The organism is Shewanella sp. VB17, assembly GCF_013248905.1.
GTDB lineage: Bacteria > Pseudomonadota > Gammaproteobacteria > Enterobacterales > Shewanellaceae > Shewanella.
On record NZ_JABRVS010000001.1, the window covers coordinates 3372356 to 3397874 of the forward strand.

The window sequence follows — 25519 nt, forward strand, 5'->3', positions numbered from 1 at the left end:
CATTGTTTTTTGTCATACGACTCCCCTATCCTCACTACTCCCTTGTATATTGACTCAACACCATCAAATTATGTAGACTTACCTATATAGTAAGGGGGTGAGTTAATATGAGCAAAAGAACTGCTAAAGAAAAATTACTAGAAGCTGCTGCAGATTTGTTTTACAACAATGGGATAACTGCCACAGGAATTGACACTATTACGGCAAAAGCCAAAGTGGCTAAGATGTCACTGTATAATAACTTTTCATCTAAATCTGATCTAATTGCTGCTTATCTAAAGCAGCGTCATGAAGAATGGCTTTCTTTATATGAAAAACAACTTTTAGGTACTTCAACTCCTCAAGAAGCTATTTTAGCTATTTTCGATGCTTATAGAAATCATGCGGAGCATGAATACGAGAAAGGGTTTCGCGGTTGTGGCTTATTAAATGCGGCTGCTGAATTACCAGCAGGTAGTGAGGGGCGCCGGACAGTAAGGGGGCATAAACAGGCAGTGGAAGATATTTTATTCTTACATATACACAGCATGTTAACTGATGACCAAAGAGCAAGAGATTTGTCTGAACAATTGTCTTTTATTTTAGAAGGCTCCATTGCTAGAGCTGGGCTTGAGGGAAATAGTGATAAATTATTATCCGCTAGACGAATTGCAAAAAAGTTAATTGAAAGAGAAATTAAATAAATGCAACCAATCAACTCTTCTCAAAAAATGGGCTCTTTTGCCATTTTAATGGCCGCTTTTCTATGGGGAACGACTGGTACTGTAGCCACATTTGCCCCTAATTTGAATCCTCTAGCTATTGGTGCTGCGGCTATGGGTGGTGGCGGATTACTGCAAGCATTTGTTGTCATAAACACATTTCAAAAACAACGGTATATATTCAGAAATAACAAAAAATTGATTTCACTTGGGGTCGTTTCTGTTTTCATCTATCCATTAGCTTTTTACTCATCAATGCACCTTGCTGGTGTCGCGATTGGTACCGTCGTATCCATCGGCACCGCGCCTCTAGCTTCCGCTATTATTGAAACACTATTTGATAAAAGCCCACTTTCTAAACGATGGCTAATGGGGTTCATCATCGGAACGATTGGCATTATTTTGTTGTCTATAGGAGAGTCCCATCATGCAACATATACAGTGAGTGATGGTAACAAGATGATGGGGATATTCGTGGGAGTATTGGCAGGGATAACTTATGCGCTCTACTCTTGGACTATAAAAGGCTTAATTAACGCAGGTGTCGATTCTCCATCTGCAATGGGAGTTGTATTCGGTTTAGGCGGTACTTTATTATTACCAACATTATTGTTTACAGGAGATGCTCTCTTTCAAAATACCATGAATATTACTGTTGTGGCTTATATGATCTTAGTCCCTATGTTTATAGGTTATGTGCTATTTGGTTTGGGGTTACGTTATGTGAGTGTAAGTGTGGCGACAACATTGACACTTTTTGAACCCCTTGTAGCAGCCTTACTCGCTGTCTTTGTCGTTGGGGAGAATATCAATCTCCTAGGCTGCTTTGGGATCATATTGATCTTTATCTGTATTGCACTACTTTCAACACCTGTAAGTGAAAAAAAATAGATAAAATAAGTGAGAAAACATAAAGATTCTGCAAGCTTGTAGTCCCTTTATCATCGCACTTTATGCCGTCTCATTGGCAACATTAAGTACATTCAATATTTCATCGACTGTATTAACGACAGTGAATAATGTAAGGTTTTCTTCTCGAGCAAAATTTTCGTTAACTAAATGTTCAATCAGCACAATAAGATGATCCCAGAAACCTTCTGTATTGAGAATAATAATGGGTTTATTGTGTAACCCTAGTTGTTTCCAAGTCAGAATTTCGAACGTTTCCTCTAAAGTACCAAGACCACCAGGTAACACAACAAAAGCATCTGCTCGCTCAGCCATGGTCACTTTCCGCTCATGCATACTTTTTGTACGAATAAGTTCAGTAACCCCAGTATGAGTAATTTCCAAATCACTCAAAAAATCAGGAATAACACCAATAACCTGACCATTATTTGCCAGCACTGAATCAGCAAGTAAGCCCATTAAACCCACTTGTGCTCCTCCATAAACAAGCCTTAAATTATTATTGGCAAACTCTTGCCCAGTCATCACAGCTATCTGTCGGAAGCTCTTTTTGACATTATCATTGGCACCACAATACACACACACATTTTTTACTTGCATCTTAAAAACTCCTAAGCGACTAGAGACCGTTTCATTTCTGTCGTCATAGTACGATCTATCACGTCTTCATAGTTAGGACCCGTACCTATAATTTGTATTGGGGCACCTATGTTGTCCTCAATGAAACGAATAAAATCTTGTGCAGCCAACGGTAAATCTTCAAAATTTTGTAGTCCACAAATATCCGTTTCCCACCCTTTCAGCACCTGATAATACGGCTCGTACTCATCTTGCTCCATTTCATTCCAATCATAGACAGTCTGTAATATTTCGCCGTTTTTACGATAGCCGATACAAACAGGGATCTCCTCAAGGTAAGACATTATATCCAACTTATTAAGGCATAGTTCTGTATAGCCATTAACATGCTGCGCATATCGTAAACTAACCAAATCAAGCCAACCACATTGCATTGGGTTCTCAGTACCATAGCTAAATTCATGACCCCGCTCCCGCAGCATGGCTTCATCATCAGGCTTACAGCGGCTAACAAAAGCTCCTGTTGAGTAACGTGTCACATAGGGTTTAATCACACCAATATTACGATTCACAGCAGAAAAAGATAATCCTGCACCATGAAGCAAACCTGCTGAGCTGGTTTCCGATGACGTGACATAAGGGTAGGTACCATGAACAATATCAAGCATAAACCCCTGACTGCCTTCTATTAATACGTTCAGTAATGGATTATCAGCAGCCCTTTGCGCAATATAACGACCGGTATCACCAATAAAGGAAGCTGCAAGATCCGCTTGCCTAACGTAATCGATAGGCAAATCTGCTGTAATATCTGTATGGTTAGTTCGATAGTTTTTAAGACTAACTCCAATCCTTAATCTCCTGTCAGCGTAAGCTGGGCCTACACCCTGACCAATCGTGCCTATTTTGGCAGCAATCGAACCTACTTTTTTATTACTATCTCTATCAATGTGTTCTGGTAAGGCCAAATGAGCGTTACTACTAATGATCAACTGACTACCTACTTTACCCAATTTTTCTTCGATCTGATTAATATCTGATTCAAACCAGCGCACACCTAAAATAACATTACCAGTCAACACACAGGTACACCCATTTAACATACCAGACGGTAACATCCGAAAACGATAAGTTTCATTAAGATGCATAAAAGTATGCTCTGCATTGCTGCCACCATTGCAGCGAATACATACATCTGTATTCTTCGACAAATAATAAGAAACCTTTCCTTTACCTTCATCCCCAAACTGGGCACCATTAATTATTGTGATCTGCATTTATCTCTTCCTATATTGACCTTAAATATGCTTTATATTTATCAAGTTGAAGCTGTCATCAGTCTCGTAATTCAATTCAGCAATAACGATGTCATTACCCCATTCCATGAAAGGATTTAACACTGGTTTATGAGCCCTGTATTAGCCTATATAATGTAACGTTGTTGTTATTTTTACTGGCGAGGAAATATACCGTTTGCTCTATAAGCTGTCTATCGTACTTTTGAAGGGGATTATGTTTCGTACAAAAAATACATTTACTTATTTCACTGGGATCAGAGCCAGAAATAACTAACTTTAACTTAGGATAGCGGAGCAGAAAGCTTTAAATTACAATTATAATCAGTAACCTAGCAGCGATAGCGAATTTTAACCCCTGACTCTAGCAAGGTTGAGCGGTAACCATCATCTAGTGCCGCCATTTTCCTTTCGGATCCTCAATTCATCTTCTATAAAAGTCATGTCTAATATCCAATACATATTTCCACTTGCCTGAGGCTCCTCACTGCCGTTAATGCTTGCTCTGCATTAACCTTCAGTGAGCTGATGTATCATCTAATTTCATGGGTGACTTTACCTGTTATCTTTTCATGAACTTCTGAGCTGATTTGATAATCCTTTGATAACCAATTTGAATTGACCCAGACCTGTTCGCATATCCTTGTTTCTATTCGACCATGGCCACAGTCTATATTAGTGGCTTGTTCATCATTATCTATCGAGAATTCTTCACGTTCTGTTTTATGCCACCAATCTACTAACTCTTTTTGCATCCCTGAATGATTGCCTTTTAGTGTAAGAACATAGTCGCCCTTTTTACTCACTATCTGTTTTGCTATCTGACTTTGGCATCTAAAGTAATGATGCTATTTTCAATATCCAATCGTTCAAGTAATTCAGGGATGGCTGTAATTTCATTGGATTCTACGTCAGTCGCCACTTGACCTAACACGAGTTGATTATTGCAACGCCATGCGCTCACTATATGTAAGGCATTTTGGCGCCCTTTGGTGGTAAATGAGCGTCGGCCGTCTTTCCATCAATGGCAATAACATCACAATCAGTGTCTTTAATTAAGGCGCCTATCCAAGGTTGAAATGATGCTTCAATCTCTTCTGATTTGAGTCGACAAATAACACGCACTATCGTGTCATGCTTGGAGATCCAGATTCAAATGGATGGTATTGTCTTAACCAATTTAGTTTAGAATGGCCCAAATCTTCAATATCATGCCATCCTTCAGCACCAGAAATACAGCGCTAATAGCCAACAAGAGGATGTTGAAAAGGTTATGTTTTTTACATCGCTCTATACATGATCTTAGATAGAGTCAAAGTGCTGTAAGAAAGTCGCTGGCATGGTAGTTATCTTGATATTAAGGTCATATCACGGAATACTCAAAAAGTTCAATTTATAATGACCTTACCATGCTGTATCTTCAATGATCACAGGTATAAATATTGAGATAAACTCGGCATTATGACTCATTATACTTAAGTGCTTTCATTACACCCATGATGTTAATACTTAAGAGCTATGTTTACACATTTAATAGAGTGGTGACTCACCTTTAGGCCTAGTTTTAAGCACTTTAAGAAACCACATATACTGCTCAGGATAAGCTTGGATCACTTGCTCTACAGCACTATTGAGCGCTAATGCTTCGTTATCTTTACCTTGCATATCATCAGGTGAGATAGCAGGCATAACAGTAAGATCATAACGATGCTTTTTCTGATCATAACCAATTTTTACCGGCATCACCTGTGCATTACCCACTTGTGCTAAGCGACCCACTACAGGCAAAGTCGCTTTAACTGTGCCTAAAAATGGCGTGAACACGCTTTTATCTCGACCAAGATCCTCATCTGGGAGATAAAAAAAGCTATTATCATTTTTAAGCTCTGCAAGTAACGCTCTTATTCCTGCCTCACGCATATAGATGTTACCCCCTTGACTGCTTCTCATCCGGTTATTAAACCAGTTAAACAAATCATTACGATGGGCTTTGGCCATACTCACCATCGGCAATTCTAAATTCAACCTCAATCCGGCGTACTCAATCCCCCAAACATGGGGCATGATAAAAATGACAGGGTTGCCAGCTTCTCGTGCTTGAGTAACATGTTCAAAACCATACAATCGAACTCTGTGTCTCATATGGGCTTTAGAACGTACTAACAACTCTGATTGAGCCAATAAAGTCATCACAAAACTTTCAACATTATCCTTTATCAAGGATTCGATTTCGGCTGTAGACTTTTCGGGAAAACAGGTCGTTAAATTAATTCTCGCCACTGAAATGGGTTTTTTAACTATCTTCATGACTAATTTAGCCAACAATCTCGCTAAAGGATCACGAAACCAAGCAGGGAGCAGTCCAAAAATAACTAAAATCAGGATCCCGATCCATGTCAGCCAATATTTGGGATGTAATAACGAAATCTGGAAACTTCTATCAAAATACTTAGACTTTCTCGACAAAAAACTACCTCTGACAATATCAACAACTGAAAAAGCCACTACAAGAGTGGCCTTGACTTTTAACTCATCTTACAATTACTTCTTAGTGTTAGCTTCTTCAACTCTGCTTTTTAGTTTCTGTCCTGGTCGGAACGTCACTACTCGGCGTGCAGAAATTGGAATATCTTCACCTGTTTTCGGATTCCGTCCTGGTCTTTGATTCTTATCCCTCAGATCAAAATTGCCAAAGCCAGACAACTTGACCTGCTCGCCACTCTCGAGTGCTTGGCGAATTTCTTCGAAAAATGCTTCAACCATCTCTTTAGCCACACGCTTGTTAATACCAAGTGTTTCAAAAAGATGCTCTGCCATTTCGGCTTTGGTAAGTGCCATACTTTTAATCCCTCAACAATGCGTTGAACTCGGACTTGAGAACAGCAACGACTGAATCAACCATCTCAGCTATCTCTTTTTCTTCAAGTGTACGAGTGTTGTCTTGTAATGTAAGTGCTATCGCTAAGCTTTTTTTGCCTAGTTCAACACCTTTACCCCGGTATACGTCAAATAAGTTTATGCCAACCAACTGATTTTGGCCAACTTTTCTTATCGTTTTTACTACATTTTCCGCTAAAACTGAGTCATCGACTAATATTGCAATGTCACGACGATTGGCTGGAAACTTAGATACAGTAAGGGCTAGCGGGGTTCTAGCATGGAGTAAAGCACCCAATTCGAGTTCAAAAACAATTGTTTTACCATTAAGGCCAAAAGACTTTTCTAAACTTGGATGCACTGCTCCAATGATACCAATAACACTATCATTTCTTAATATTTCAGCACATTGGCCAGGATGCAGTGCAGGACGGACTGCTGGCCTAAAACTAAATTCTTCATCAGAGACCGTCAAACCAATAATTGCCTCAAGATCGCCTTTAAGATCGAAGAAATCAACCGTCTTAGCATCCATATCCCAATGCTCGTCAGTTTGGGTTCCAGAAATAACCGCCCCTAACACTGCCTCTTGACGCACACCTGATTCAGCGGCGACATCTGGTACAAAACGTAGCCCAGATTCAAAAAGACGAACACGATTTTGCTGGCGACTTTGATTATACCCCACAGCACCTAACAAACCCGTTAAAGTCGATAAACGCATCGCAGACATTTCGACCGAAATAGGATTCGGTAATATCATGGCTTCAGCGTCTGGGTGGATCAGATTCTGCATCTTTGGATCAACAAAACTGTAGGTGATAGCTTCTTGAAAACCACGAGCGACTAATAAACTACGTACACGCTTCAAGCTAATGTCTGATTCTCTATGGTTTGGCATACTTAAAGAAGCCACTGGTGCGATATTAGGAATATTATTGTAACCGTAAATACGCGCAACTTCTTCAATAAGATCTTCTTCAATCGCCATATCAAAACGATACGTCGCAGTCACGACTTGCCATTCTTCGTGACCTACCACCACACTAAAACCTAAACGTTCGAGGATATCGGTAACTTCAGCATCAGCAATAACATGACCCAAAATACGATCGAGTTTACTACGACGTAACCTAATATCGACTGGCTTAGGCAAATGCGCTTCTGACGTTGCTTCGACAACAGGGCCTGCATCACCACCACAAATATCTAAGATCAAACGCGTCGCACGATCCATCGCCTTATGTTGTAGTTCAGGATCAACACCACGCTCAAAGCGATGTGAAGCATCAGTGTGTAACCCTAAACGACGGGTTTTTCCTAAGATTGCAAGTGGCGCAAAATAGGCACACTCCAACATAATGTCTTGTGTCTCACTGTTAACACCCGAGAACTCACCACCAAAAACACCAGCAATCGCTAAAGGCTTACTTTCATCGCTAATGATAAGGCTGTCAGCCGGAATGGTGATCTCATTGCCATCGAGAAGGGTTATTTTTTCAGTACCATTGCCCATACGGACCTGAATATCACCTTCAAGTTTAGCGAGATCAAAAGCATGCATTGGTTGACCAAACTCAATCAATACATAATTTGTAATATCAACAATAGGATCAATAGAGCGAATACCACTACGACGTAATTTTTCCTGCATCCACAGTGGTGTGGCGGCTTTTACATTAATATTTTTAACCACGCGGCCTAAATAACGCGCGCATGACGCGGGTGCTTGAAGCGCGATATTGATTGAATCGTCAATTGACGGAGTGACCGCTTCCCATCTCGGCTCGATTACCGCCAGACGGTTTAATACACCAACTTCACGAGCAAGACCTGCCATACCAAGACAATCGGCCCGGTTAGCCGTTAAATCGACTTCAATAACAGCATCATTCAGACTAAGGTATTCACGCACGTCGATTCCGACTGGTGCATCAAATGGAAGCTCTAAAATACCGTCACTTTCAATGTCAATACCAAGTTCGCCATAAGAACAAAGCATGCCACAGGATGGCTCGCCACGTAGTTTGGCTTGCTTGATTTTAAAATCACCTGGCAGTACAGCGCCAACCATAGCAACAGCCACTTTAATTCCCTGACGGCAATTGGGGGCACCGCAAACGATATCAATTAATTGATCTCCACCAACATTGATTTTCGTTACACGTAATTTATCCGCATCAGGGTGTTGACCACATTCGATCACCTCACCAACAATGACACCGGTAAACTCACCTGCTACATCCTCAATGCCATCAACTTCTAAACCCGCCATGGTTATTTGATGTGACAACTCATCACGACTAATATTTGGATTGACCCATTCACGAAGCCAAGATTCACTAAATTTCATGCTAATACAGCTCCGTTACTTAAATTGCTTGAGGAAACGTAAATCATTTTCAAAAAATGAACGCAAATCATTAACGCCATAGCGCAACATAGAAAGACGTTCGACGCCCATACCAAAAGCAAACCCTGAGTATTTCTCAGGATCAATACCAACACTACGAAGCACATTAGGGTGCACCATACCGCAACCTAATACCTCTAACCAACCATTCTTACCTTTGACATCCACTTCAGCAGATGGCTCAGTGAAAGGAAAATAAGAGGGGCGGAAACGCACTTCAAGATCTTCTTCAAAAAAATTACGTAGGAAATCGTGCAAAATACCTTTCAGCTCAGCAAAATTAACATTTTCAGCTACCAATAAACCTTCAACCTGATGAAACATCGGTGTGTGAGTTTGATCATAATCATTACGGTATACACGACCCGGAGAGATAATGCGTAATGGCGGCTTTTCATTTTCCATTGTACGGATCTGTACACCTGATGTCTGAGTCCGCAGCATGACTTTAGGATTAAAATAAAATGTATCATGCTCGGCGCGAGCTGGATGATGCTCTGAAATATTTAACGCATCAAAGTTATGAAAGTCATCTTCTATTTCAGGTCCTTCTTTTACATTAAAACCAAGTTCGCCAAAAAAGGTCTCAATACGTTCGATCGTGCGCGTTACTGGATGTAGTCCACCGTTACCAATGTGGCGACCAGGCAGTGTGACATCGATATTCTCGGCAGCAAGCGTCGCCTGAAGTTCAACGGCTTTCAGTCCCTCTACACGCTCAGACAAGTGCGTTTGAACTGCCTGTTTCGCCTGATTAACAGCTTGCCCAAAAGCAGGTTTTTCGGCTGGACTGAGTTTGCCCATCATTTTCATCATGTCTGTAATTTTACCCTTTTTACCTAGGTAATCGACACGAATGTCATCAAGGGCTTTTAAATTATCTGTCCCTTCGATGGCGGCTAAAGCCTGTTCTACGATCTCTGTTAACTGTGACATCATCTCTTCCAATGCGCGGCCCACAGGCCATAGTTCTAGTACTTGCTATTTTTGTTTGTGAAAATAGAAAAAGACTCAAATTTTACGTGACAAGGAGACTTTTGACCAGTGGGAATTTGCTGTTTTATCCTCTAAACCATTTATTTTTCGGCATGTTTAATTATTCGTCCCGAAAGATAACCCTATTTCATAAAAAACTATTGTTATAATAGTAAACCCACCTAGCGAGATGTTAAATAAAAAGGTAAGATAATCTATTAAAGATATGAATCAAGCTAAAAAAATAGATAAAACACCTAAATATTAACTATTTTATCTCTTATTAGAGAATAATTAACTTGATAATGACAAAAATTAAATTAAGGTATCTAGCATGACTTAATGTATTTTAAAGATACAAAAATCGTGGCCTTAGCAATAATTATGCGATTAATTGCACTGGATGGCAAAGCGTATCGTTAAACAACTGCGGTATGATGCTTAACAAACTCAACATAGATATTGGCTGCTTCTATTTTTTATCGCATAACTATAGCGGCCAATATATATTTAAGGATTAACGATTGCTATGGGTCATTCAACCCTGAGTCACTCCCCCATAAAAAACCTACGTTGGCGTGACAGCCTGCCGATCAAATTCTCTTTTATTCAATTTGTCATTGCATCCTTGATCATCATCTCCAGTGTATGGCTCATCTTCACCATAGAAAAAAACCACCACTTGGAAACCCAAATAGCCTTAAGTCAAAATCAAGGCTTAGCGTTTGTCGCCACACTGGAACAAACCACCACTAAGATAGAGAGCTTAGCGGGATCGATGGCATCATTGGGTGAATTGTATCGAAATAACCGCACGGTACTGGTTAAATCAATACCTGCACTGATGAATATTGATGGTAAACATCAACTCATTTCCGGTGGTGGCCTCTGGCCTGAACCTGGTATTTTCGATCAAGGGAAAGAACGCGACAGTCTTTTTTGGTCTAGAAATAACACCTTAGAGCTTGAGCAAGTAGAAGGGTATAACTCGCTTAATGGCCCAGATTATCATTTAGCTAGCTGGTATAAACCAATCCGTTTTTACCCTAGAAATACCACTCTATGGTCCCAATCCTACGTTGATACTTATACAAAAGAAGCCATGCTAACCGCATCTGTTCCTATGTGGTCAGAGCATCAATTTTGGGGGGTCGCAACCATTGATATTACCCTTTCAGGGTTGGCCCATTTTTTCTATGAAGCTACCAATGAAAAAACGGAAAGTACAGGCTATATTTTCGCTTTAGATCACCTCAATAAAGTGATCGCTTTTCCTGAAAAAAGCGTTTTACCGCCGTTAATTCAAGCACCAGCTCTATTTAAACCTTTCGAAGTACTCGCTGAAAGAAATCCAGAACTTGCAAAAATAAATCAAAAATTACGCAGCATAGATACAGAATTAATTAGGCGATCTAAACAGCACCCAGCTTATACAGATGAGCAACTGGCAGACTTATTAAAAAGTACCCCCGAATCGCAGCGAGATAAGCTCGCAGCACTGATTAATCTCAATGCCAGTCAAACTATCAATACACCGGAACTCATCAATTCATTTAAGCTCAATTTTGAAGGAGAAAATGAACAAATAGCACTCGTCTCTATTTTCTTAATGCCGAGAACCTATTGGAAAATAGTGCTGATCACGCCACTAAACACCATCAATGAGGAAGCCAATAATATCGCAGCACGAATTGGGTTTTACTTAGTATTAATGCAACTCTTTGGACTCATTTTACTTTTTATTTTACAGCATAAACTGTTTATTCATCCTATCTCAAGAATGGTCTATGCATTAAGAGGAAATCAGGTGGCTAAACTTGAATTAGAAGCCTCTACTCGAAATGATGAAATGGGGCAGTTGGCACACGCATTTATATTCCGTAACCATCAATTAGAAGTCGCTTTCGCCAGCTTAGATGCCAGTAACTTGGCATTAGAGGAACAACTTCAAGTTCAGAAGCTCGCGCAAAACGAACTAAAACTCAGAAAAGTACAACTCAACTCACTGTTAAACTCATCTTATAATCTTATTTTTATTAAAAATTTAGAAGGTTGTTACACATTAGTGAATGATCGATTTTGTGAGATTGTAGGAATAGAGAGACACGCTATCCTTGGGAAGAAAGACACTCAACTTTTTCATCCTAATATTGCCAAGTTAATACAGCAACATGACACAGTGACATTAAGTACCCAAGCACCACAAAGCTTTGAGCAAGCATTTCCATCTTCTCACGGCGACGTACTTTATCAAGTGACCAAGTTTCCTATTTTTAATGATGAAGGAGAGGTTATATCGACAGGTAATATGGCATTCGATATTAGTTCTCAGAAAGTGATCACACAAGAACTTCATGATACCAATACACAACTCATGACTGAACTGTCAGAATTAACGCTGCAAGTTACATTGATGAAACAAAGAATGTCAGCTCAGAAAGCAATGATCAATCAAATGGAATATGAAAATTCACATCACCGCCAGCAACATCATATGGACTCAAGTATTTACCTTTTATTTCCTAAAATGTTTTCTCAACTGGTTAAACGTCAAATGCAGCAGCAGGATAATCTTGTCGCTCAAGTCTGTCAAAATAGGCTAGATACTGACGTCAAAAGTGATGATAAAATGCTGGATCTTCTCACCCAACATACAGATACATTAAGGCACTTTCAACATATACTGGTGAGTAAAAATGAGACTCTAAAAGCCATTAACCTCTCCAAATTTTTACTGCATTTTACTGCCGTATTTGAATCAAAGTTAGCAGAAGAACACATAAGCATTGAATTTACGTGCAATGAAAAAATCAATATCAACGTCCCTTCATGGGAACTGATGTTGCTGTTTTACTCAATCGTTAATAACAGCCTCACTCACGCTTTTATTGAAGCGCAGTCGGATAAAAAAATCACTATCGAAGTAAAACAAGACAGCGACATCGTCTCTATTAGTATCGAAGACAATGGGGTAGGATTAACAGCAGACAAACTCCACAACCTCTCTAAACAACTAGCACTAGAACCAACACTAAATACACGAAGTTTGTCAACTCTTAATGTCTGGCTAAAAACTAAATTCAATGGTCATTTAATACTTGATGCAACATTAAACCAGTTTACCCGAACCACTTGCTATTTCTCTAAGAAATCATAATGATACGACAAACAACTGAAATCAAAAAGATGTCGAAGCCTCTTTTTGATTTCATCAATCCCTACAGTGAAACATCCACTAAATAATGTCCCTGCAACCAATTACGCCCGATAAGCAATTTGTGACTCATCTTACTTCTATCCTTTAAATTCACTTTTACCTTATACTCTTGGCCTTTCTCACCTAAGGTTAATTCAACCTTGTATCTAAGTTCTCGGCCTTGCGCACTGCGTATAAACTCTGTATCGACGATCATTGCATGAACTCGTTTAGTCTCACCTAATTCATTTTCAGTCGTAAAACTCAACGTCTTGCCTATATTTTTCTCCATGTCTTTCACGCCATTTTCAACATGCAGATCAATAGCATGCAGTGAAGTTAACCCCGCACCACTATCGATCCGAGTATTAAACATCATTCCCGTCTCAAGAATGTTAATAGAAGCAATGGGACCAATTATTTTTTTGTCAGAAACATCAACAATATACTTATTTTTTAGCCAGTTTCGACCGACTAATAATTGATAATCCATATGACTGCGATTTCTTAAATTCACCGTCACTTTTTTCTCTTGACCTTTGTCGCCGATATGCAATTCAACCACATATCGTGTTTCACGCCCTTGTGCATTTTTCGCCGTTGATGTTCTAATGATCTTCGCCTTTAGGCGCTGTTTTTCACCTGCGGCATTCTCGGTGGTAAATATGAGCATTTTACCCACATTATCTTCCATCTTTTCAGCACTACCACCTTCGATATCAAAATCATAAGCATTTAATGAAGTAATGCTCGCTCCGGTATCGATTCTAGCATGATAGCTCAACCCCACTTCACTCACAGACATATAGGCCGTTGGGCCTATAATCATTTTATCATCAGCCCAAGTTGTGCTACTTAAAAGTACAATAAAAAAGCAAACCACTTTACTCATTTCTGCTACCTATTATCCAGAGATTGTCATTTTCGCTCATACTAACAAATAAACAAAAAGCCGACATAGGGTCAGCAGATTAAATATTATTTAAACGGTTTACTGTGATGCTTTACGTTAAGGTTCTCTCATCCAATCAGAAGCATCTGCAGTGTCACTTTTTTCGAACACTTTCACCGGACATGGGATCATATAACTCAATACATTTGCCATACCTGCCACACGTTGACTATCGGTTATAATGGCAACTCGATAAAAATCCGTCAGATGAAATAAACCAATTTTAGCATCATCCCAAAGAGTACCCACTGTCACGCCCTTAAATTTATCATCAAATTCATACCAAAGTTTAATACTGGCATGATCTTTTAACTTATTTTCAATAATAGGTAATAGTTGTTGATCATAATCATCACCTGTCACAATACCAGATGCCCTAATGGCGACTGTGTCATGATCAAAACCATTTAACAATTCAATCATAGTACCCCTGCCCAATCAAGATTGTGCTGCAAACCGACTCTCAACATTCCATGTGAACACACTAATAGCTAACAATAAACAAAGATTCATCTTATGCATGAAAGACTCAATTAAAAGGCTAAAAATCGGCCAATAAACATCTATAATATCAATATCAATCCTACTGTTTAGCATGACGACTTGCCAAGTAAGATCGCTATTTCTTGATCGAATAAATTTTTGATTAAACCTGAAAATTCAGTAATAAATAAAATTTGCTCCTGCGTCACTTTCTGATGAGCAACACTGGAAAGGACCTCTATAATATCATATACAATTGCATCGACTTCCCTAATGACTTTGTTTCTCTGAGCAAAATTTAACGAAGGATTCTGTCCACACACCATAATAATTTGCGCTGCGAGTTGCTCTTCAAATAACGCTAATACGGTGTCATCAATCGAAGAATCATTGCGTTTATCTTCGAAAAGAGACAAATGTTCAGTGAGGTATTGTATCAAGTGTGTATACCCGTCTTTGTCAGTAATCATCTTTGTCTCAATTGCGCTGTTCAATTAAAGCATGGCTGATGTCATGTGCATTATCCAGTTTAATTGCCACATTGATAACTTAACGCGTTAAGCTCAATATAAAGGATACTGGTACTGAATGCCCAATCGAACTGAGCCCGGCTATTTCACGTAATTTTTCAACACCAATAGCAAGACCAAATTGGTCAGCATTGATGATCACAGGTTTAGTGCTCACGACTAACAGCGACTTATCACTAAGCTTAATGACGCTTACCGTCATGGGTAACATTTGTGTCTTATCATGAAATGACAACTCTGCAGTAACTTGCATTTCAGCATGTGAGCCCACATTAATCGTCGCTAAGGCATCAAGTGATATTGCCGATTTAAGCTCCAACCTTGGAAAAGCAGCCACTTCAAACAGCATCTCTTTTATTCGTGTATCACGGATCTCAATATTGGTCCATACACTCGTCAGTTCGATAGATAACTCAAAGTTTCCTTTATCATTTAAACTCCCAGAAAAATCTTTAAACTCATGTACTTCAGAAATATTCACTTTTTTGGTCGTAATAAAGTTTATTGCAGAAGCGTCATTATCGATCAGCCATGGCGTTGCTGATGCCATAAAACCGATTGAACTAAGTAACAAAGCTGTTAATGTTCGTCTCATCGCCGTTCCTTTAAGTACATTAATTGATGTTATCTAAAACACAGTATATAAATCAAATTGATAAAATGTAAATATAGTGATATTCAAATAAAAATCATTGACATAAAAAAGGACTGTTTTCACTGCCCTTTTTTATGAGACCTTAAGGAGCAAGTCGAGAAATCTCCCAACTCGATTGCGCTTTAGTATAAAGAAAACGATCATGTAGCCTGAATTCCCCCCCCTGCCAAAACTCAATACTAGAAGGCCTAACGACATAACCTCCCCAAAAAGTAGGTAAGGGCACTTCGCCTTGACTAAATTTGGCTTTCATTTCTTCATATTTAGCTTCAAGTACTTGTCTAGCCGAAATTTTACTTGACTGTTTGGAGACCCAAGCAGCAATCTGACTCTCCTTAGGCCGCGTGATAAAATATTTGAGCACCTCTGCCGTCGATAGCGCTTCAGCCTCCCCCGTAATCGCAACTTGCCTTTCTAAAGAATGCCAAGGAAACAATAAACTGACTTTACCGTTATGTGCTATTTGCTGGGATTTACGACTTTTAAGATTAGTGAAAAATACGAACCCCTCATCACCAAATCTTTTTAATAAGACAATTCGTTGAAAAGGTTGTCCATTTTCATCAACTGTCGCAATAGACATGGCAGTTGGATCACTTAATAAGGCAGAATCCCTCGCTTCTTCCATCCATTTAGAGAATAAACTCATCGGATCGCCCGGAAGTACAGCTCTATGGAGATCACCCAAGGTGTATTCTCGTCTGATATCACTCAGTTTTGACATCTATTCTTATCCTTGTCTGTACTAAAAGAAGCACTAGCCTCATTAAAACCTACCGATTTCGCTTATTAAACTCAGCCCATACATGTAACATCTCAAGGCCTAAGGTGGCCCCAGCTAACGCGGTGATCTCTGCATGATCATAAGCTGGTGCCACTTCAACAACATCCATCCCAATCACTTTCACACCCGCAAGGCCACGAATAATTTTCATTGCCTTATCACTCGTCAAACCACCACACACAGGTGTTCCAGTACCTGGCGCAAATGCAGGGTCAAGACAATCGATATCAAACGTAATGTATAAAGGAAGATCGCCAATACGATCAATTATTTGAGCAACGATGTCATCCGCACTTAACTCATTTGCAGATGCCGCATCGATCACTTTAAAATCGTGAACATCACGGTTATATTCTGTCCGGATACCTATTTGAATGGAATGACTGGCATCGATAAGTCCTTCATTAGGCGCATGGAAAAACATGGTGCCATGATCATACTGACTTCCCTGACTGTACGTATCGGTATGTGCATCAAAATGCAGTAAAGCCATCTTACCATGGGTCTTATGGTGAGCTCGCAGTAATGGCAACGTCACAAAATGATCGCCACCAAAGCTCAACATCGCTTTACCAGACGCTAGAATCGCTGTAGCAAACTCTTCCACTCTCTGAGTAAAGTCAGCAGAATCACCACAGTCATACACCAAATCGCCTGCATCAACAATATTCAAATGCTCACTTAATTTGAAATCCCATGGCCAGCGAGTGTCTTCCCAAGCAAGATTAACTGACGCCTGACGTATTGCACCAGGTCCCATACGTCCACCAGAGCGCCCTGTTGTAGCCATATCGAAAGGCAGACCTAAGACAACCACATCGGCATCACTCTTTAATGGATTAAAATCTAATGGCTGTCTTAAGTAACCAAATGCATTGGAATAAAGAGAATAATCAGGCTTATCTGCAATCGTGGTCATACACACTCCGTAATAATGTAAATTTGATCTTACAATCGTTCAGGCAACAAAACTTCACTGGTGAGCTGTTGATATTGATTGAATTGAACCCTGTCCTTGCCATTGAGCGGCAAAGCACAGCTCGCCACTAATCGATAAGGCGGAAAATCATCTGTGGTAATCGTGCCATTGAAACCAATCACGTCCCAGCTTTGAGGCTGTAATTTATTCAATAAAGCGGAGAACGGACAGCATTTAAAATTCGCATTCGTTTCAATGCTCACATAAGAGCTTTCCTCTTGAGGAGTAATATGAATGGTCATGTATTTATCCCCGCATAAGCCATTAATTGAATAACCACAAGGATCGAACAAGTGATCGTCAAACGTGAAATTGGCAAACACTCTCTCCAGCGCTAATATATCCCGGATCCCCTGACAGCTCTGCTTATCACTTCTAAGGTAGTCTGCTATTGCCCCCTTAATATGGTACATCATCAATTCACGATTTGACTGAATCACACCACCTGACTGAATACTGTCCGCAGTAAAAATATAGTGATGATGTGTGTCTAAATGGCCGATCCGATATGCTGCACCAGCCAAACTCTTTCTAAGCCGCAATACATCGTTGGTAAAACAGCTGGTTTGTAAATGGGATAAGTATTCACTTTTACGTTGATAACTGGCAGAAGCGATGGTCGCTCTGCCCAGCTTTTCGGTAAATAAGATCACAGCGTCGACCAATGTTGTGGTGCCGCAGGTGAGCATCAAAAACCTATCATCCCAAACAAATAAGCAAGACTCACTAAGTAAGTAGGCATCACAAAAATCATTACTCATTGTCGAGATAATTTCTGCATTCGCACTGGCCACGACGTCAGCCCAAAACTTATTCCCAAGAAGACGTAAAGGAGCCGTTGAAGGCGAAACAAACACCTCGACTCTTTTTTCCGATCCTTCAAAGAACATCTGTACACTTATCCAATATCAGGCCCATATGGACCAGACATAGCTCAACGCAAGCAATGATATCATGATGAGAAATCTTCAAGATACGTGTACCCTTCTAAGCCCAATTGCAGCTCTTCAAGAATATTGGCCCTTTCATGTTTCTCAATATGCTTATTCACTAATTCTTCATAGGTGCGCATAAATGACACGGCATCTAAATTAACGTATTTGAGTACATCTGCAACCGTATCCCCTGCTAATATTGATTCTATATTAGCCTTACCATCATCACCTAAACGAATCACCGCAGAGTTGGTATCACCAAATAAGTTATGCATATCGCCTAAAATCTCTTGATAGGCGCCTACTAGAAAAAAACCTATCAAATAAGGACTTTTTGCACTCCATGCAGGAACAGGCAGCGTCGTTTCAATGCCTTGACCATCAACATATTGATCGATAGTGCCATCTGAGTCACAAGTGATATCCAACATTACAGCACGACGCTCAGGCGGTTTATCCAAACCTGAAAGCGGCATGATAGGGAACACCTGATTAATCCCCCAAGCATCTGGTAAAGATTGGAATAATGAAAAGTTAACAAAAAATTTGTCCGCTAACTTTTCGGTCAATTCATCAATAATGGGCCGATGGAAGCGATATTTACTGCTCATCACACCTTGCAGTTCGTGACAAACTCGCAGGTTGACCTGCTCAGCCCACGCCCGCTCAGTTAAACTTAACTGACCTAAGGCGAACAAAGAATGCACTTCGGTCAAGTCACTTTGACAATCATGGTAGATTTCAATCAGTGCCCGTTGGTCGGCTCTGCCACTGATCTCATTCCACGAGTGCCACATATTGTGCAGCAACTGAGGCGCATCTGCAGCAGGCGGGCTAATTTTTTCAGGTTTATACGCTTCAGTACCAATAACATCCGTGATTAACACAGCATGATGCGCGGTAAGATAACGACCCGATTCTGAGATGATTCTCGGCATCGGCTGCTCATATTCGTGGCAAAGATCAGTTAACACACTAACAATGTTATTCGCGTATTCCGTTAATCCGTAGTTCATCGAACTCGAGCTTTGACTACGGGTTCCATCATAATCAACTGCAAGTCCACCACCCACATCGAAACACTCGACTTTAGCACCCAGTTTTTGTAGCTCACAATAAAAACGACCCGCTTCACTCACACCTTGGCGAATGTCGCGAATATTGGCAATTTGAGAGCCTAAATGGAAATGTAATAACTGTAAAGAATCCAGCATACCTTGATGCTTTAATGACTCAATAACCGTTAATACTTGCGAAGCTGAAAGTCCAAATTTAGACTTCTCTCCACCACTGGCTTGCCATTTTCCTTTGCCTTGAAATGCAAGCCGTACACGTAAACCTAAGCGAGGTATTACCCCTAACTTTCGTGATTCTTCTAATATCACCTGCAACTCAGATAACTTTTCAAGCACGATGTAAACTTTATGGCCTAATTTTTCTCCAATCAACGCCAAACGAATATACTCAACATCTTTATATCCATTGCAAATAATCACCGAACTGGCTTTTTGCGCCATGGCTAATACCGCCATCAATTCAGGTTTACTGCCGGCTTCTAAGCCTAGTTGCGGGACTTCTTTTTCTGTCTGACTTGCCAAAATCTCTTCAACAACGGTTTGCTGTTGATTGACTTTAATCGGGTAAACTAACAAATAATCAGCTTGATATTGATACTTCTGTATTGCTTGATTGAATGCCTGACACAGACTATTGACTCTATGGTGCAAAATATCCGGAAATCGCACCAGCACAGGTAAAGCAACGCCTGACTTAACCATACTCTTAGCTAATTCATTGAGCCCAATAGTGCACTCTGGTCGAGTTGGATCCGGTGAAACAGTGACTTCACCTCCATCACTGATGCCATAGAGTCCCTGACTCCAATAATTAACGTTATACCCTGTACGGGCATCATTAATAGACCAATTACTCATATCATTAAACCTATAACAACCATTAGTAAGTAACATAATTGATAATTATGTTACATCGAATTAGAGCGAGACTAAACAGCGCCAATGAGTCTTGTGTAAACTCATGTACAACCTAAAAAGCAGGTTGAAGGCAATAGTGACTAACCAATAAAATTTCGGCGTAATTAAACACCCCAAGCGATGATTATGCAAGGCGAATTATCCTATGAACATCATTAACTTTTAGATTAGTTAAGATAAAGATTAACATGACGCTTTTTTGAAAGTAGCCATAATCTGCCTTTATTTTAAAAATACTTAAATGAGAATAAAATCACCGGAAGATTATTGGATCTTTTTCCACTATAATCCGCAATCGAAGATATATCGCCAGTAATTGAGAATCACATGATACAAATAGGTAAAACCAGCACACTTGAAGTAGTCAAACGCGTTGATTTTGGTGTTTATTTAGATGGACAGGAACTAGGTCAAATCCTCCTACCCACCAAATTAATGCCAAAAGAATGTCACCTCGGTGACATGATATCAGTATTTATTTACCTAGATTCAGAAGACAAACTCATTGCAACCACACACAAACCTTTAGCTGAGGTCGGCCAATTTGCCTATTTAGAAGCCGTCTCTACCGGACAGTTTGGTGCATTTCTAAACTGGGGGTTAGACAAAGATTTATTACTGCCTTTTGGTGAACAACACCGAGAAATAGAAGAAGGTCGTTCTTATCTTGTTTATATTTACCAAAGTCATGTTGATGACCGTATCGTCGCCTCATCAAAAATCGATAGATTTCTCGATAAAACGCCCCCTCCCTATGATGCTGACGAACAGGTTAACCTGATTATTGGCGGCACGACGGATTTAGGTTACAAGGCGATTATTAACCACAGCCATTGGGGAGTAATTTTCAAAAATGAAGTTTTTCGCACTTTAAGTTTCGGCCAGCGACTCAAAGGATTCATTAAACAAGTGCGTGGCGATGACAAAATTGACCTCATTTTACAAAAAGGTGCCAAAGAAGAGTTGGACAAACACTCAACCACGATTATGTTTAAGCTTAAACAAGCGGGAGGGTTCCTGCCATTAAACGATAAGACGGATGCAGATATCATTTATGCTACACTGTCGATGAGTAAAAAAGCCTTCAAGAAGAGTATCGGTGGCTTATATAAAACGCAACAAATTACCATTTCAGTGGATGGCATTACATTAGTAAGCACCTCTGACTAGTTATCAAGCAATAAACTCACATTTCAGGATTCCTCCCTTTGATAAAAAGCATGACTCTGTTATAACAAAGTTATGCTTTTTTTATGGATCATCAATAATGAATTTATCACTTCATGAAGCTAGAGTCATAGGGTGCCTTCTTGAAAAAGAAATCACGACTCCAGATCAATATCCATTATCACTCAATTCACTCACATTGGCCTGTAACCAAAAGTCGAGCCGAGATCCTGTCATGTCCATCACCGAATTAGAGACACAGACGGCAATTGACTCATTAATGACAAAACGACTCGTCACAGATCAAACTGGCTTTGGATCTCGGGTCACGAAATATAAGCACCGATTTTGTAATACGGAGTTTAGTGATCTTCAAGTGACAGCAGCTCAATGTTCCCTCATCTGTCTCTTGCTTCTTAGGGGATCTCAAACTGCGGGGGAATTGAAAAGCCGCAGCGGTCGTTTACATCAATTCAATGATCTTAATGAAGTCGACAATGCCTTGCGCGCACTCACGCAAACGGAGCCCCCCTTGGTACACCAATTAGCAAAAGAAGTTGGTCGACGAGATCCACGTTTCGAAGAATTAATTTCCGATCAGGTTAAAGGTGGATCGGTTGATATGTCGAATAAAAATAGGCCTCATAGAGAAACACCAAACAAGACTTCTAATGAAGTTAATGCATTATCAGAAAGAGTGAGCCTACTAGAGCAGGAAATCATCAGCCTTAAGAAGGCTTTACAAGATTTACGCTAACAATGATCACGCAACAATACTTTACACTATGCAACTATCAACACCATGATAATAAGGGAACACATTGGAATCTAACCTCTCCTCCGGTATGGTACGTAATACCCTCATACTGGCCAAATTTGAACTTAAAAAACTCCTCTTTAATCCAAGAGGTTTGATTTCACTCTTCGCGTTTTCACTGGTGTGGTTACTGCTTCTCCTTTACCCCATACGAACCGCATCGAGTTTTTTATTAACTGAAGAGTTCAAACAACTCATCAGTGGGATCTTTGGTGAAAACTCCATTAATGAACTATTTCAATGGAAAGTGGCAGAAATCGCCATTTTCTGGATAGCCGCACTCTACCTGTTTCCACTATTCAGCATCTTCGTCACAGCAGATCAATTTGCGTCAGATAAACATAGAGGCTCATTTCGCTTTCTCACATTAAGAACCAGTCGCGACAGTATTTTTTTCGGGCGCTTCATCGGTCATATGCTGATCCAATCTTTGCTACTTACGCTCACAATACTTGCTACCATTATACTGGCAATATCAAGGGATATAACGCTCCTGCTACCCGCTGTAACCTCTGGAACTTTAGTTTTTATCAATTTATTCATCATTTTACTCCCTTATACTGCCATGATGGCCATACTCTCTTTGTATGCAAACACGGCAAGACAAGCCACTATCTATGCCATCCTATTTTGGGCCGTGAGTGCCGTCATGATTGCGATTGTGCATAGCCAATTCGCTTCGCTTGCCCAATGGTTACAGTGGATCCTGCCAGGTGCTCAAATTAGTATGATGATCAATACTCAAGGATTCGGTAGCTTTGTTTACGCGCCGATCCCACTACTGCAAGCTGGGTTCTTACTCTTTTTAGGACGTCAGTACATTCAAAGGAGTTCACTATGAGCCTAATAAAATGTGAGCAACTAAGTCAATTTTACGGCAGTAAATGTGCCCTAAACAATGTCTCTATTGAACTAAAAGCTGGCGCTCCCATCGCGTTAGTGGGCCCCAATGGGGCAGGCAAAACAACGCTATTTAGTCTATTGTGTGGTTATTTATTGCCGAGCTCTGGTTCGGTCACTATCATGGGTAAAAAACCTGGTAGCGCGAGTTTACTCGGCAATGTTTCTTCACTACCACAAGATGCCACTCTAGATCCAAACCTCAACTTGATAAGCCAATTTACCTTATTCGGCACCCTACAGGGACTGTCAGAAAAAGCATCAAGAGATGAGGCACATAGAGTCCTCTCACTGGTCGGTCTCAACGAAGTAAGCAAACAAAAGCCGCAGTCTTTAAGCCATGGCATGAGTAAACGAGCATCCATCGCACAGGCCTTAATTGGCAAACCACAGTTAGTATTACTCGACGAGCCAACAGCAGGACTCGATCCGGTGAATGCAAAAGTGATCAGAGATCTGGTTAAGTCTCTTTCTCCGCAGATAACCTTTATTATCAGCTCACATAATTTAGATGAATTGGAAAAACTCTGTGATCAGGTGCTCTATCTGGATCAAGGTCAACTAGGTCAATCCGTCTCCATACAAGAAAATGTAACCGATGAATACATTACCCTTTCGATGCAACGTTGTGATAGCACTCATCTTATTAGTGAAATACTCAGCTTTAAAGGCATCAATTCTGTCATTGCTAAGCAGGAAAATGAGTTCTTAATTCACTATAATGCCAGTGATGTAACCGATCTTGAAATACAATTATTTCAGCTGTTTACACAAAACCAGTGGCAATATAAAACCATACTTAAGGGCAGAAGTTTAGAAGATAAATTATTTTCTTAGGACTCATCGCAGATCCTCTTAAAAGCACCAGCATACAGGGTGCTTTTATACATCATAGTAAGAGGATCGGACTTGATATGTTATTTATAAGAAGAGTAATGTGTACCATTCATTATTTTTAGGCATAAAAAAGAGCTGTAATAAATTACAGCTCTTCAAAATTCTTTTGGATTAGCTAAAAGCTAATCAAAGGCAAAGCTTAAACGACAGTAACGTTTTCAGCTTGTGGACCTTTCTGACCTTGAGTCACAGTGAATTGTACTTTCTGACCTTCGTCAAGAGTTTTGAAACCGTCAGAGTTGATTGCACGGAAGTGAACAAAAACATCTGGACCAGACTCTTGCTCGATAAATCCAAAACCTTTGTCAGAGTTGAACCACTTAACAACGCCAGTAACTTGAGACATGATATAAATCCTGTAACTTAATAAAATATAGCCTAAACGGCAGTAGAGCTTGAAAATGCCGGCATCACTTTATGTTAACAGGACGAACAAATCGTATTGGAACATGAAATAAATGCAACTTTCGAGCTGTGTCCACTATAAATGATTCTGGAGGTATGTCAACAATGAAATGACGAGGAAATCTACTTTTTACTGGCAGATCTGACCCTTAGTTTCCATTGCATAATCATCAACAAATTGAATTAAAAATCATCATTTCGATGGTTGTAAAAACGTACTCCCCTCTAGATAGCCTTAAAGACTTCTATTTTGAAATCTAATTCGCATGTCAGGCCCTCTGTTACCAAAGTAGATTTCTGTTCATCTGTCAATTTCCAGCTATATGGCGTCATATTTAAAAAGTGACCAATATCAGTTTCATCTTGAAGGCACATAACTGATGTTAAATTCTCACGATGCAATAATTCAAACTGTGGGATCTCACTACTGCCTGTCATATGCAACTTAGGATCTGCATAAATTAATTGCTTGAGTGCAAAATGATGGTGCTCCCCTGCAGACGCAGTGATCAATATGCCTTCTTTTTTAACCACTCGCCTTAGCTCATCATCCTGTGAGGGAGCATAAATACGCAGCATAAAATCAAAACTGTCATCCGCAAAAGGCATTTCAAAAGCACTGGCCACACAAAAGTCGATGTCTTTATATCGTTTTGACGCATATTTTAATGCTGACTTTGAAATATCGAGTCCTTGCAGAGTAAACTCACCCAAAGCAGACAAGCTGGCTTGCAGACGGTGGCTATAATAACCTTCACCACAACCTATATCCAATCCCGTTTTAGCTGCTTTACCGTAACAAGAGGCAAGTTCATTAATCCGATCGCTTAACCCCTGATAATGACCTTTATTCAAAAACTCTCGCCGAGCAAACATCATGTCTTTATTATCACCAGGGTCTTTCGATCCCTTATTTTGTACTGGTAACAAATTCACATAGCCCTCTTTAGCACAATCAAATCGATGGTTACTCGGACAACACCACGTTTTCGCTTGTAATAAAAGCGTCTGCTTACATATGGGACATTGGTATTTCATGCTCTCTTCCATCGAATTGTGGATAAACTAGGCTGCTC

General features: G+C 40.0%; 26 protein-coding genes. 7 read left to right on the forward strand and 19 right to left on the reverse strand.

Features of this window, described 5'->3' with window-relative positions:
- Positions 1-107 precede the first annotated feature (107 nt).
- Together HQQ94_RS14435 and HQQ94_RS14440 are read left to right on the forward strand one after the other, a co-directional pair.
- Positions 108-683 (forward strand): TetR/AcrR family transcriptional regulator, encoded by a 576-nt coding sequence (locus HQQ94_RS14435; protein WP_173295076.1) that lies wholly within the window; start codon positions 108-110, stop codon positions 681-683.
- Complete coding sequence (locus tag HQQ94_RS14440) at positions 684-1592, forward strand: DMT family transporter (RefSeq protein ID WP_173295077.1); 909 nt, start codon at positions 684-686, stop codon at positions 1590-1592.
- Positions 1593-1652: 60 nt separating this feature from the next.
- Here the strand turns inward: HQQ94_RS14440 and HQQ94_RS14445 are convergent, their stop codons facing one another.
- From HQQ94_RS14445 to pheS, 9 genes are all read right to left on the reverse strand, one after another.
- The gene (locus HQQ94_RS14445; protein ID WP_173295078.1) at positions 1653-2210 is read right to left on the reverse strand and encodes a TIGR00730 family Rossman fold protein; all 558 of its coding nucleotides are present in this window, start codon (positions 2208-2210) and stop codon (positions 1653-1655) included.
- A gap of 11 nt (positions 2211-2221) precedes the next feature.
- The gene (locus HQQ94_RS14450; RefSeq protein WP_173295079.1) at positions 2222-3466 is read right to left on the reverse strand and encodes an adenylosuccinate synthetase; all 1245 of its coding nucleotides are present in this window, start codon (positions 3464-3466) and stop codon (positions 2222-2224) included.
- 551 nt (positions 3467-4017) lie between these two features.
- Positions 4018-4239 carry a hypothetical protein gene (locus HQQ94_RS23095; RefSeq protein WP_375335698.1) on the reverse strand — a complete coding sequence of 74 codons (222 nt, stop codon included), beginning with the start codon at positions 4237-4239 and terminating at the stop codon, positions 4018-4020.
- Between the two features lie 62 nt (positions 4240-4301).
- Entirely contained in the window at positions 4302-4448 is a 147-nt protein-coding gene (locus HQQ94_RS23100) for a hypothetical protein (RefSeq protein WP_375335699.1), read from the reverse strand.
- Entirely contained in the window at positions 4448-4609 is a 162-nt protein-coding gene (locus HQQ94_RS23105; RefSeq protein ID WP_375335700.1) for a hypothetical protein, read from the reverse strand. Before HQQ94_RS23105 ends, HQQ94_RS23100 begins: the two co-directional genes overlap by 1 nt.
- 405 nt (positions 4610-5014) lie before the next feature.
- On the reverse strand, positions 5015-5950 hold the full coding sequence (gene lpxM, locus HQQ94_RS14460; protein ID WP_173296657.1) for a lauroyl-Kdo(2)-lipid IV(A) myristoyltransferase: 936 nt from the start codon (positions 5948-5950) through the stop codon (positions 5015-5017).
- 75 nt (positions 5951-6025) lie between these two features.
- Positions 6026-6322: an integration host factor subunit alpha gene (ihfA, locus tag HQQ94_RS14465; RefSeq protein WP_173295080.1), complete on the reverse strand. Its 297-nt coding sequence runs from the start codon at positions 6320-6322 to the stop codon at positions 6026-6028.
- A gap of 4 nt (positions 6323-6326) precedes the next feature.
- Positions 6327-8714, reverse strand: coding sequence for a phenylalanine--tRNA ligase subunit beta (gene pheT, locus HQQ94_RS14470; RefSeq protein ID WP_173295081.1), 2388 nt, complete (start codon positions 8712-8714; stop codon positions 6327-6329).
- Between the two features lie 15 nt (positions 8715-8729).
- Positions 8730-9710: a phenylalanine--tRNA ligase subunit alpha gene (gene pheS, locus HQQ94_RS14475; protein WP_173296658.1), complete on the reverse strand. Its 981-nt coding sequence runs from the start codon at positions 9708-9710 to the stop codon at positions 8730-8732.
- Between the two features lie 568 nt (positions 9711-10278).
- On the opposite strand from pheS, the gene HQQ94_RS14480 reads away from it, so the two are divergent.
- On the forward strand, positions 10279-12906 hold the full coding sequence (locus HQQ94_RS14480; RefSeq protein WP_173295082.1) for a PAS domain-containing protein: 2628 nt from the start codon (positions 10279-10281) through the stop codon (positions 12904-12906).
- Positions 12907-12967: 61 nt separating this feature from the next.
- On the opposite strand, the gene HQQ94_RS14485 is transcribed toward HQQ94_RS14480, so the two are convergent.
- The 8 genes from HQQ94_RS14485 to speA all read right to left on the reverse strand — a co-directional run bounded on the left by HQQ94_RS14485 (position 12968) and on the right by speA (position 20197).
- The gene (locus tag HQQ94_RS14485) at positions 12968-13837 is read right to left on the reverse strand and encodes a RimK/LysX family protein (RefSeq protein WP_173295083.1); all 870 of its coding nucleotides are present in this window, start codon (positions 13835-13837) and stop codon (positions 12968-12970) included.
- 117 nt (positions 13838-13954) lie between these two features.
- The gene (locus HQQ94_RS14490; RefSeq protein WP_173295084.1) at positions 13955-14320 is read right to left on the reverse strand and encodes an STAS/SEC14 domain-containing protein; all 366 of its coding nucleotides are present in this window, start codon (positions 14318-14320) and stop codon (positions 13955-13957) included.
- A 167-nt stretch (positions 14321-14487) separates the two neighbouring features.
- Entirely contained in the window at positions 14488-14850 is a 363-nt protein-coding gene (locus tag HQQ94_RS14495; RefSeq protein ID WP_173295085.1) for a DUF3802 family protein, read from the reverse strand.
- 79 nt (positions 14851-14929) lie between these two features.
- Positions 14930-15505, reverse strand: coding sequence for a YceI family protein (locus HQQ94_RS14500; protein WP_173295086.1), 576 nt, complete (start codon positions 15503-15505; stop codon positions 14930-14932).
- Between the two features lie 142 nt (positions 15506-15647).
- Positions 15648-16289 (reverse strand): pyridoxamine 5'-phosphate oxidase, encoded by a 642-nt coding sequence (gene pdxH / locus HQQ94_RS14505; protein WP_173295087.1) that lies wholly within the window; start codon positions 16287-16289, stop codon positions 15648-15650.
- A 49-nt stretch (positions 16290-16338) separates the two neighbouring features.
- On the reverse strand, positions 16339-17268 hold the full coding sequence (gene speB, locus HQQ94_RS14510; RefSeq protein ID WP_173295088.1) for an agmatinase: 930 nt from the start codon (positions 17266-17268) through the stop codon (positions 16339-16341).
- A gap of 29 nt (positions 17269-17297) precedes the next feature.
- The gene (locus HQQ94_RS14515) at positions 17298-18218 is read right to left on the reverse strand and encodes an adenosylmethionine decarboxylase (RefSeq protein ID WP_173295089.1); all 921 of its coding nucleotides are present in this window, start codon (positions 18216-18218) and stop codon (positions 17298-17300) included.
- A gap of 62 nt (positions 18219-18280) precedes the next feature.
- A complete protein-coding gene (gene speA / locus HQQ94_RS14520) occupies positions 18281-20197 on the reverse strand; it encodes a biosynthetic arginine decarboxylase (protein WP_173295090.1) in 1917 nt (638 codons plus the stop codon).
- Between the two features lie 387 nt (positions 20198-20584).
- Here speA and HQQ94_RS14525 point away from each other — a divergent pair, with 387 nt between their 5' ends.
- The 4 genes from HQQ94_RS14525 (at position 20585) to HQQ94_RS14540 (ending at position 23978) form a co-directional block, all read left to right on the forward strand.
- Entirely contained in the window at positions 20585-21427 is an 843-nt protein-coding gene (locus HQQ94_RS14525) for a S1 RNA-binding domain-containing protein (RefSeq protein ID WP_173295091.1), read from the forward strand.
- Between the two features lie 97 nt (positions 21428-21524).
- The gene (locus HQQ94_RS14530) at positions 21525-22181 is read left to right on the forward strand and encodes a YceH family protein (protein ID WP_173295092.1); all 657 of its coding nucleotides are present in this window, start codon (positions 21525-21527) and stop codon (positions 22179-22181) included.
- 88 nt (positions 22182-22269) lie between these two features.
- Positions 22270-23082 (forward strand): ABC transporter permease subunit, encoded by an 813-nt coding sequence (locus HQQ94_RS14535; RefSeq protein WP_173296659.1) that lies wholly within the window; start codon positions 22270-22272, stop codon positions 23080-23082.
- Positions 23079-23978, forward strand: coding sequence for an ABC transporter ATP-binding protein (locus HQQ94_RS14540; RefSeq protein WP_173295093.1), 900 nt, complete (start codon positions 23079-23081; stop codon positions 23976-23978). Before HQQ94_RS14535 ends, HQQ94_RS14540 begins: the two co-directional genes overlap by 4 nt.
- 199 nt (positions 23979-24177) lie before the next feature.
- Here the strand turns inward: HQQ94_RS14540 and HQQ94_RS14545 are convergent, their stop codons facing one another.
- Both HQQ94_RS14545 and rlmA read right to left on the reverse strand, forming a co-directional pair.
- Positions 24178-24384 (reverse strand): cold-shock protein, encoded by a 207-nt coding sequence (locus HQQ94_RS14545; RefSeq protein WP_012155714.1) that lies wholly within the window; start codon positions 24382-24384, stop codon positions 24178-24180.
- A 284-nt stretch (positions 24385-24668) separates the two neighbouring features.
- Entirely contained in the window at positions 24669-25481 is an 813-nt protein-coding gene (gene rlmA / locus HQQ94_RS14550) for a 23S rRNA (guanine(745)-N(1))-methyltransferase (RefSeq protein WP_173295094.1), read from the reverse strand.
- Between the last annotated feature and the right edge of the window lie 38 nt (positions 25482-25519).